This is a genomic window from Streptomyces incanus (assembly GCF_042656345.1).
Lineage (GTDB): Bacteria > Actinomycetota > Actinomycetes > Streptomycetales > Streptomycetaceae > Streptomyces > Streptomyces incanus.
The window spans coordinates 1-3,287 of the sequence record NZ_JBHSPC010000163.1; the positions used below are offsets into that span (position 1 = coordinate 1).

Sequence of the window (3,287 nt, forward strand, 5' to 3'; positions counted from 1 at the left end):
AGGACGTTCTCGCCGAGGCCGCCAGCCGCCTGCGACACCTCTCGCCCTGAACTCACGCCGCCACCGGGCTCGCTCGCAGCGTGCGGCCTCGCTTCCCTTGATCGACCGATGCCGCCCGGCACCGTGACAGCACCCCTGATCGTGACTTTTTCACAGTTATGTTTTCGGCGGTCCTGCAAGAGGGCCGCCGGCCTCCGGGCCCGGCATGACTGTGTCCCCCTGGCGAAGACATGGCCTGGGGGTGGTGTCACCGGGCCCGGGGGTGCCGTCGGAGACGCTGATGAGAGGCCCGGCCGCCACCCGGTCCTGCGCGATGCTGGACAGCTTGCGGATGGCAGGTCTGCATAACGTGGATGCGCGCGTACGACACCCCCTGAAGGGGGTGGCTTCTCGCTATGCCGGTTGGGCTTCGCGACGGACCAGCCCGGCCCATGCAGGACAGAGGCAGCGAAGACGCATACCAGCCCCGAAGGAAACGAACCCGAACCGGGCTCCATGAAGAAGGCGATGATCGGGCAGTAGCCCTGCTCCGCCAGCCAGGCGCGGGCCCGGCCACGCTTCCGCTCGTCGTCGAACCGGTGATACTGCGCCAGGCGCGCTCATCACAGGCGAGGACGTCCGTGAAGCGCCGGAAGACGCCCTGCCCGCCGAGGGCGCTCCGCAGCCGGTCGGCGAGGGCGGCGTCGCCGGCCTCCTCAATGAACAGCTTCATGTCACGGTAAGCGGCCCGGGAACCCAGAGTCAGCACGTCCAGCCAATGGATCCATCCTGGTCCCGGCTACTTGCCGGTGCGGGCTCGCCCCGCCCCTGCGGGGCGGGGAGCTGTTGCCGTGCTCAGCGATTCCGCCTGAGGCCTCCCCTGGCAGCCGGGCGCCCGCGCTTGCGGGCGCGGCCGAGTCGAGCGGCAGGGGTACGCAGTGCCCGGGCCGCCAGCTGCCTGAGCTCGTCGAGTCCGGCCCGGTCCGGGTGCGCGGAGTCCAGTGCGGCGGCAACCGCCTCCCTGGCCTCGGAGCCCTGGGCGCGCAGCGCCTCCTCGGCGCCGTCCCGGCCGCCCGCCAGCTCCACAAGCTGAAGCAGGCTCTCGGCGAGCACCAGCAGATACTCGGCATCGGTCATGTCCTCGGGGGACAGCAGTTCACGCTGCGCCAGCGCGTTCAGCGCCAGCGGCGCCAACCGGCTGTCACCACGCAGTCGGCTCAGCAGCCGCTCACCCTCGCCGTCCGGCAACGCCGCCAGCAGCACGTCGAGCATCGCCTGCGCACGGGTGCGGAAAACCATGCTCCCTACAGCGTCCGTCAGTTGCCGCAGAGCGGCATCCCGCTCCCCACGGGCCGAAAGCCAGCCGGCCAGCTCCACACGGGCGGCATCCGGGTCGTAGTCCTCGGCCAGCGCCCCCAGCAGACCGGCCGCCGGTACCTGAGCCAGCTCACCGACCAGCGGTGCGTCCCGGCCGGCCGCCAGCAGCCGCTGCCGTACGGCCCGGGTGCCCAGTTCGGTGAGACGGATGAGCTCCACCGGCCCTGCCGTCAGCTCTTCACGCCGGGCATCGGCGCGCTCCTGCGCCGCCGGATCCGCTGCCGCCCCCGCAACACCCAGCAGTTCCGCAAGCTCCGGCGGCATGTCCGCGGGCAGTTCGGGTCCAGCCTCGGAGAGATCGACGTCCAGGAACACCGGGTCGGCCATCCCGTGGTCACGCTTGATCGCCCCCAGGTCGTCCAGCATGGCGAGTACCGTGCACAGGTCCCGGTCGGCGTGCTCGAACCACATCCGGTGCCGGAGTTCCGACCCGCTGTCCAGCTGGAAGCGGGCCCGGTAGGCCAGGTGCACGGAGTCGCGCAGCCGCGGCCAGGGCATCGGGTACGGCAGGCTGTAGAGCGTGTTCAGCACATCCTCCAGCACGTCCTCGTACGCATCGAACAGCATCGACTCGACGTGCCAGCCGCTGCGCGCCCCGATCAGGGCCTGCCGCAGCTCGAAGCACGCGTCGAAGGCACGCAACCACAGCTGAAGCGGGTCGGCCAGCACCGGCCGGGCCCTGGCCACCGCGTACAACCGCCCCTTGGCCACCCGGACCAGCCGCGCCTTCTTCGCCCACTCCACCAGCAGCCCCAGCCGCGGCAGGTCGGCCGACGAACGCACGCCCTCGGTCTTGTCGCCGGTGCTCAGCGCATCCACCAGCTCGCGGGCATCCGCCATCCGCAGCCGTCCCGTTCCCGTCACCGCCCGACCATCGCGCCCCGCCCACTCGGCGAGCCCGCGCAACTGCGACACGATCGCCGACACCTCGGCCCGTCGTCGCAATTCGTTGTCCGTGGGGAGCGTCACGGGCAGCTGCGGTTCGGCCCGGGCCGAACCGGACGGCGCGCGGCCGGTCAGCCGTTGTTCCATGATCGCGTCGAGGGTCTGCTGATCGTAGGCGACCTCCCCGCGCTGCGCCCGGTCCGCGAAGCGCTGCAACGCCGCCCCGTCCCGGATGTCCACGCCCTGCTCGGCGGCTGTCGTCATCCAGTACTTCGCCAGGCCCCAGCGGGTGCGGTCCGCCATCGCCACCGGGTACTGTTCCGAAGCCGCGTCGACCGCGGCGAGGGAGTCCTCAAGTACGGGGCCGCGCGGGTCCGCCAACTGCATGGCGTGCAGATAGCGCAGCAGCGTGCGCAGTGTGCCCGGGGCGTCGCCGCGTTCCTCCCCGGGGAGTTCGGTGACCTGCCGGGGAAGCCAGGAGAGGAGCAGCTCTTCCACGTGCCGCGGCTCCCACCACCCGAGTCGGCCATCGACAGTCGCCCGGTGCCGGTACTCCAGCGTCGCCTCGGCCAGGAAAGCGTCCACCGGCAGGCCCTGCTCCCCGGCCCACCGGACCAGCCGGTCGACCAGCAGTCCACACGCCGCCTCGAAGTCCTCATCGGCCTCGGATTCGATCCGCATCCGCATGAAATTCGTCCAGCCTGTCCGCAGCAGTCCTTGCCGTACCACGTTATCGCCGAACCGGGGCCGACAAACCCGGCCGAGGACGAGCGGCCCGCTGTCTCAACGGCACTACGTGGTGGTTGACGCCCGCAGCAAACGCGGCTTCGAACTTCCTTGCCCCGAAACGGACTTCGCCGTACGGACTCGCGGCACAGAACGGCCCGCTTCCCTGGCCGACCCCGATCGACGAAAGGGCGGGGCCCAGCCGGCTGCCCGGACCAGGAACGACCACGTCCGATGACAGCGGTGCCAACGGCACGGGCCCGGCGCACCGGAGCCCTTGGTCAGCGGGCGTTCGCCTCGGGCTCCGGGCGCGGGAGTTC

1 protein-coding gene is annotated in these 3,287 nt (G+C 71.3%); it reads right to left on the reverse strand.

Annotated features, from left to right (window positions below; genetic code table 11):
* Positions 1 to 834: 834 nt before the first annotated feature.
* Positions 835 to 2,922, reverse strand: a complete 2,088-nt coding sequence (locus tag ACFP2V_RS36140; RefSeq protein ID WP_381220104.1) for a hypothetical protein — start codon at positions 2,920 to 2,922, stop codon at positions 835 to 837.
* Positions 2,923 to 3,287: the final 365 nt, after the last annotated feature.

Excerpts from the sequence above, each read along its gene's own strand:
- ACFP2V_RS36140 (WP_381220104.1), bottom strand. The coding sequence starts at position 2,922 with ATGCGGATCGAATCCGAGGCCGATGAGGACTTCGAGGCGGCGTGTGGA.